At 42.8% G+C, this 4817-nt stretch carries 4 protein-coding genes and 1 pseudogene; all 5 read left to right on the forward strand.

Going from position 1 to position 4817, the window contains the following annotated elements:
- Positions 1 to 414 (forward strand): enoyl-CoA hydratase-related protein (locus UC75_RS19345; RefSeq protein WP_228136962.1); only part of this gene is annotated, 414 nt, incomplete at its 5' end.
- A gap of 2 nt (positions 415 to 416) precedes the next feature.
- The gene (locus UC75_RS00095) at positions 417 to 1955 is read left to right on the forward strand and encodes a 3-hydroxyacyl-CoA dehydrogenase (protein WP_049836277.1); all 1539 of its coding nucleotides are present in this window, start codon (positions 417 to 419) and stop codon (positions 1953 to 1955) included.
- Between the two features lie 12 nt (positions 1956 to 1967).
- Positions 1968 to 3176 carry a 3-oxoadipyl-CoA thiolase gene (gene pcaF / locus UC75_RS00100; RefSeq protein ID WP_049836278.1) on the forward strand — a complete coding sequence of 403 codons (1209 nt, stop codon included), beginning with the start codon at positions 1968 to 1970 and terminating at the stop codon, positions 3174 to 3176.
- 40 nt (positions 3177 to 3216) lie between these two features.
- The gene (paaK, locus tag UC75_RS00105) at positions 3217 to 4506 is read left to right on the forward strand and encodes a phenylacetate--CoA ligase PaaK (protein ID WP_004702409.1); all 1290 of its coding nucleotides are present in this window, start codon (positions 3217 to 3219) and stop codon (positions 4504 to 4506) included.
- Positions 4507 to 4559: 53 nt separating this feature from the next.
- Positions 4560 to 4817 (forward strand): annotated as a pseudogene (locus UC75_RS19350) (phenylacetic acid degradation operon negative regulatory protein PaaX); the annotation flags it as partial.

Here is a 4817-nt window from a genome sequence, read left to right on the forward strand (position 1 = left end):
GCAGCCAAATCGGCAAACTTTGTACAAGCATTTTGCCGCTTAGGTTTGGTTCCAGACTCTGCGGGTACATGGTTTTTACCACGTGCCGTAGGCCATGCACGTGCGATGGGTTTGACGTTGTTAGGTGACAAGCTCCCAGCAGAAACCGCAAAAGAATGGGGCATGATTTGGGATGTGGTTGAAGATGCCGAGCTTAAAACAAAAGTGACTGAACTTGCTGAACGTTTAGCGAAACAGCCTACATTTGGTCTATCTCTTATTAAAAAAGCCATTCATCAATCAAGCAACAATACCTTTGATGAGCAAATACTGTTAGAGCGTGATTTACAACGTATTGCGGGTCGTTCCGAAGATTATCGTGAAGGTGTGCAAGCCTTTATGAATAAACGTGAACCAAATTTTAAAGGGCGCTAAGCATGACAGATTTAGACTTATCTCATGCCCGAATTGCTGTCATTGGTTCTGGCACCATGGGCATCGGTATTGCCCAGTTAGCGATCGTTAATGGGCACTCGACCATTTTGTATGATCTGGACGCTCAAAAAGCGCAACAAGCCGTGAGCGGCTTAGGGCAGACGTTTAAAAAGCTGGTTGAAAAGAGCAAGCTCACACAGCAGCAAGCTGATGAAGCCTTAGCGTGTTTAACGGTAGTGAATCAAATTGAAGCACTGCGTGATGCTGACTTGGTGATTGAAGCAGTCGTTGAGAAAAAAGAAGTTAAACAGTCTTTATTTAAGCAACTCGCTGAAATTTGTAGTGCACAAACCATTTTTGCAAGTAATACATCTTCAATTTCAGTGACTGCAATTTCGGCTGGCATTGCTCACCCTGAGCGCGTAGTGGGTTTACACTTTTTCAACCCTGCGCCAGTCATGAAACTGGTTGAAATTGTACAAGGCTTAAAAACCCCAAACAGCTTATGTTTGGCTTTAAAAAACTTGATGCTGGGCTGGAAAAAAATTCCGGTACTCACCAAGTCGACCCCCGGTTTTATTGTTAACCGAATTGCACGTCCATTTTATGCAGAAGGCTTTAGAGCACTACAAGAACAAGTCACCAGCTATGACCAACTAGACTATGCCTTAAAGCAATGCGGCGGTTTTGCGATGGGGCCGTGTGAACTTACTGACCTCATTGGGCAAGATGTTAACTTTTCAGTGACCCAAAGCGTTTATCAAGAGTTTTTTTACGAGCCACGCTACCGTCCAAGCCTCATTCAAAAAGAATTGGTCGATGCAGGAGCTTGGGGGCGTAAATCAAAACAGGGTTTCTATAGTTATAACGAAAAAAATCAGTACGAGACTTTTCAGCCTCAAGCTGTGGTTGCCAAGCCAATTGATGCACATGTACAGCTAAAAGGGACTTGGTCTCAGCTAACTGCTTTTTTAACGCGTTTAGGTTTAAAAAGCGGATCTGCGAGTGACGACAATATTCTTCAAATTGATGATATCGACTTACGCTTGAGCCAAGGTGAGTCAGCCAATATTCATTACCTAAGCCGTAAAGTGGTTTTGATGGATTGGCACCATGATTTTGAGCAAGCGCAAGCTTTAGTACTCAGTCATAACGAGATTTGTGAAGCAAGTGATCTGGCTAAAGTTGAGGCTTACTTTGCTCAGTTTGGTATGAGCGTGATGTGGATTAAAGACCATCCGGCACTGTTAACCTTACGCACCATCGCTTTACTCATTAATGAAGCCTGCGAAGCAAGTTTACATGGTGTTGCGAGTCTGGAAGATATTGATAATGCCATGAAATATGGAGTGAATTATCCTAAGGGTCCTTACCAGTGGTTGACACAAATGGGCGGTGCTTATGTGCTCCAAACTTTAAATAACTTATATGCACTGTATGGAGAGGAAAAATATCGCGCGAGTATCTACCTCAAGCAATACGTAGCGAAAACTCAAAACATTGCTACTCAATATTCACGTGATATGACCGAATTTGCATAATCAGGAGTCAACATGGAAGACGTTTTAATTTGCGATTTTATTCGTACCCCAATTGGACGATATGCAGGTGCCTTAAGTGCTGTACGTGCAGATGATTTAGCTGCATTGCCCATTAAATATTTAAAAGATAAACACCCGAACTTACCATGGAATACGGTAGATGAAGTGTTTTTAGGATGTGCTAACCAAGCAGGTGAAGACAACCGTAACGTTGCACGTATGGCAACACTCTTGGCAGGCTTACCTGATACAGTACCAGCTATGACCGTCAATCGTTTGTGTGCCTCTGGATTAGATGCGGTAGGCCTTGCGGCACGCTCAATTAAAGCAGGTGAAGCGCAGTTTGTGTTGGCAGGTGGTGTGGAGTCAATGAGCCGTGCGCCATTTGTACAAGCTAAACCAACAGAAGCTTTTAGCCGTACACCTGAAATTTATGACACCACCATTGGCTGGCGCTTTGTAAATAAACAACTTAAAGCACAATACGGCACCGACAGCATGCCGGAAACTGCCGAAAATGTAGCTGAAAAATATCAAATTAGTCGTGAAGACCAAGATGCGTTTGCATTGCGTAGCCAACAAAAAACGGCTGCTGCACAGCAAAATGGTTTCTTTAACGACGAGATTTTGCCTGTCGAGATTGTAGATCGTAAGAAAAACGTGAACGTTGTGAATCGTGATGAACACCCGCGTGAAACGACACTTGAAGCACTCGCAAAACTAAAAGCACCTTTTAGAAAAGAAGGTGGTTCGGTGACTGCCGGAAATGCCTCTGGTGTAAATGATGGCGCCGCGTGTGTGTTAATTACCAACCGTGAATTTGCAGATACACATGGTTTAAAACCTTTAGCACGTGTGATTGGCATTGCAAGTGCGGGTGTTGAACCCAAATATATGGGTATAGGTCCTGTTCCGGCTGTGCAGAAAATTTTAAAGCAAACAGGTTTAACGCTAGATCAGATGGACGTGATTGAGCTGAATGAAGCATTCGCGGCCCAATCTTTGGCTTGTATGCGTGAACTCGGTCTAAAAGATGACGATGAACGCGTGAACCCAAATGGTGGTGCGATTGCGTTAGGCCATCCGCTCGGTATGAGCGGTACACGTTTAGTGATTACAGCAACACGTGAGCTAAAAAAACGAGGTGGACGTTATGCACTTTGCACGATGTGTGTAGGTGTTGGACAAGGCGTCGCACTGATTTTGGAAAATTTAAATTAATTTAGACGGTTTTAAAAATTACATAATGAGGAGATAGGCGATGGACAGCCTTACAACGGATAATGTTGAACAATTAACACTTGCAGAGCTTAGAGAGCTGCAAACTAAACGGTTAAAACAAACCCTGACTTTTGTATATGAAAATAGTCCGGTGTATAAGAAAAAGTTCGATGAAGCAGGTGTACATCCTGATGACTTCGTCACTTTAGATGATCTGGCGAAGTTTCCATTTACCACCAAACAGGATTTAAGAGACAACTATCCGTTTGGAATGTTTGCCGTACCACAAGAGCAAATTGTGCGTTTACATGCATCATCGGGCACAACAGGTAAACCGACGGTGGTAGGTTATACCCAAAAAGATATTAATACTTGGTCAGACATTGTTGCGCGTTGCTTACGCATGGCAGGTTTAACTGCGAAAGATATGGTTCAGGTTGCTTATGGCTATGGACTATTTACAGGTGGTTTAGGCGCACATTATGGTGCCGAGCGCTTAGGTGCAACCGTTATTCCAATGTCTGGCGGCCAAACTGAAAAGCAAGTTCAGCTCATTCAAGACTTTAAACCTACCGCAATTATGGTTACGCCATCATATTGCGTAAGTATTATTGAAAAGCTCGAGCAACAATTTGGTACTGCACGTAATACATCTTTAAAAGTCGGTATTTTTGGTGCCGAGCCTTGGACCAATGAACTGCGCCGTGAAATTGAAGAACGCTTAAATATTAAAGCACTCGATATTTATGGTTTGTCTGAGGTGATGGGACCGGGTGTTGCGATGCAGTGCTTAGGTGAGGGCGAAGGGCTAACCATTTGGGAAGATCATTTCTACCCAGAAATTATTAACCCTGAAACGGGTGAAGTCTGTAAAGATGGCGAACTTGGCGAGCTAGTCTTTACCACCATTACCAAAGAAGGTTTACCGATTATTCGTTACCGTACTCGTGATTTGACCCGTTTACTCGCTGGTGAAAATCTGGCAATGCGTAAAATGGATAAAATTGTGGGCCGTAGTGATGACATGCTGATTATTCGTGGCGTGAACGTTTTCCCGACCCAGATCGAAGAGCAAATTTTGCAAGTTCCGCATTTGGTTCCAAATTATGAAATTTTGGTGACTAAAAAAGGACATATGGATACTTTGCATATTCGTACAGAGATGTGTCATAACTGTAATATACAGGCCAATCAACTTGCTCAGGAGTTGATGAAACGTATTAAAACCATGATTGGGATTAGCGTTACTGTAGAAGTTGTTACAGAAGCGACCTTACCTCGTTCGGAAGGTAAGGCAAAGCGGGTAATCGATATGCGTCAGATTGCTTAACATCAAAATCATTCAGGGTATAGAATCTATACCCTGAAACTAAACGCCAAGACATGAGTATGAGTGCAAAAATACAGCAAATAATTGATTCTGTTGTAAAGAATGAAACCTTAAGTGGAACTTCGCTTATTTCGACAATTTTTGGAGATTCAGTACTTCATCGGGGCGGAAATATTAGTCTTGCAAGCCTGATTCAGTTATTAGAGCTGTTTGGTTTTAATGACCGTGCTGTAAGAACCTCTGTTTTTCGTTTAGTTAAAAATGATTGGTTATGTTCAGACAAAATCGGCAGAACCAGTTTTTATCGAATT

The sequence above is a fragment of the Acinetobacter sp. V2 genome, assembly GCF_001188385.1.
GTDB lineage: Bacteria > Pseudomonadota > Gammaproteobacteria > Pseudomonadales > Moraxellaceae > Acinetobacter > Acinetobacter oleivorans.

What these genes read in the sequence shown, in the direction of transcription:
- UC75_RS00095 (WP_049836277.1), top strand. Translation starts at nt 417, where the DNA reads ATGACAGATTTAGACTTATCTCATGCCCGAATTGCTGTCATTGGTTCT.
- pcaF (WP_049836278.1), top strand. Translation starts at nt 1,968, where the DNA reads ATGGAAGACGTTTTAATTTGCGATTTTATTCGTACCCCAATTGGACGA.
- paaK (WP_004702409.1), top strand. Translation starts at nt 3,217, where the DNA reads ATGGACAGCCTTACAACGGATAATGTTGAACAATTAACACTTGCAGAG.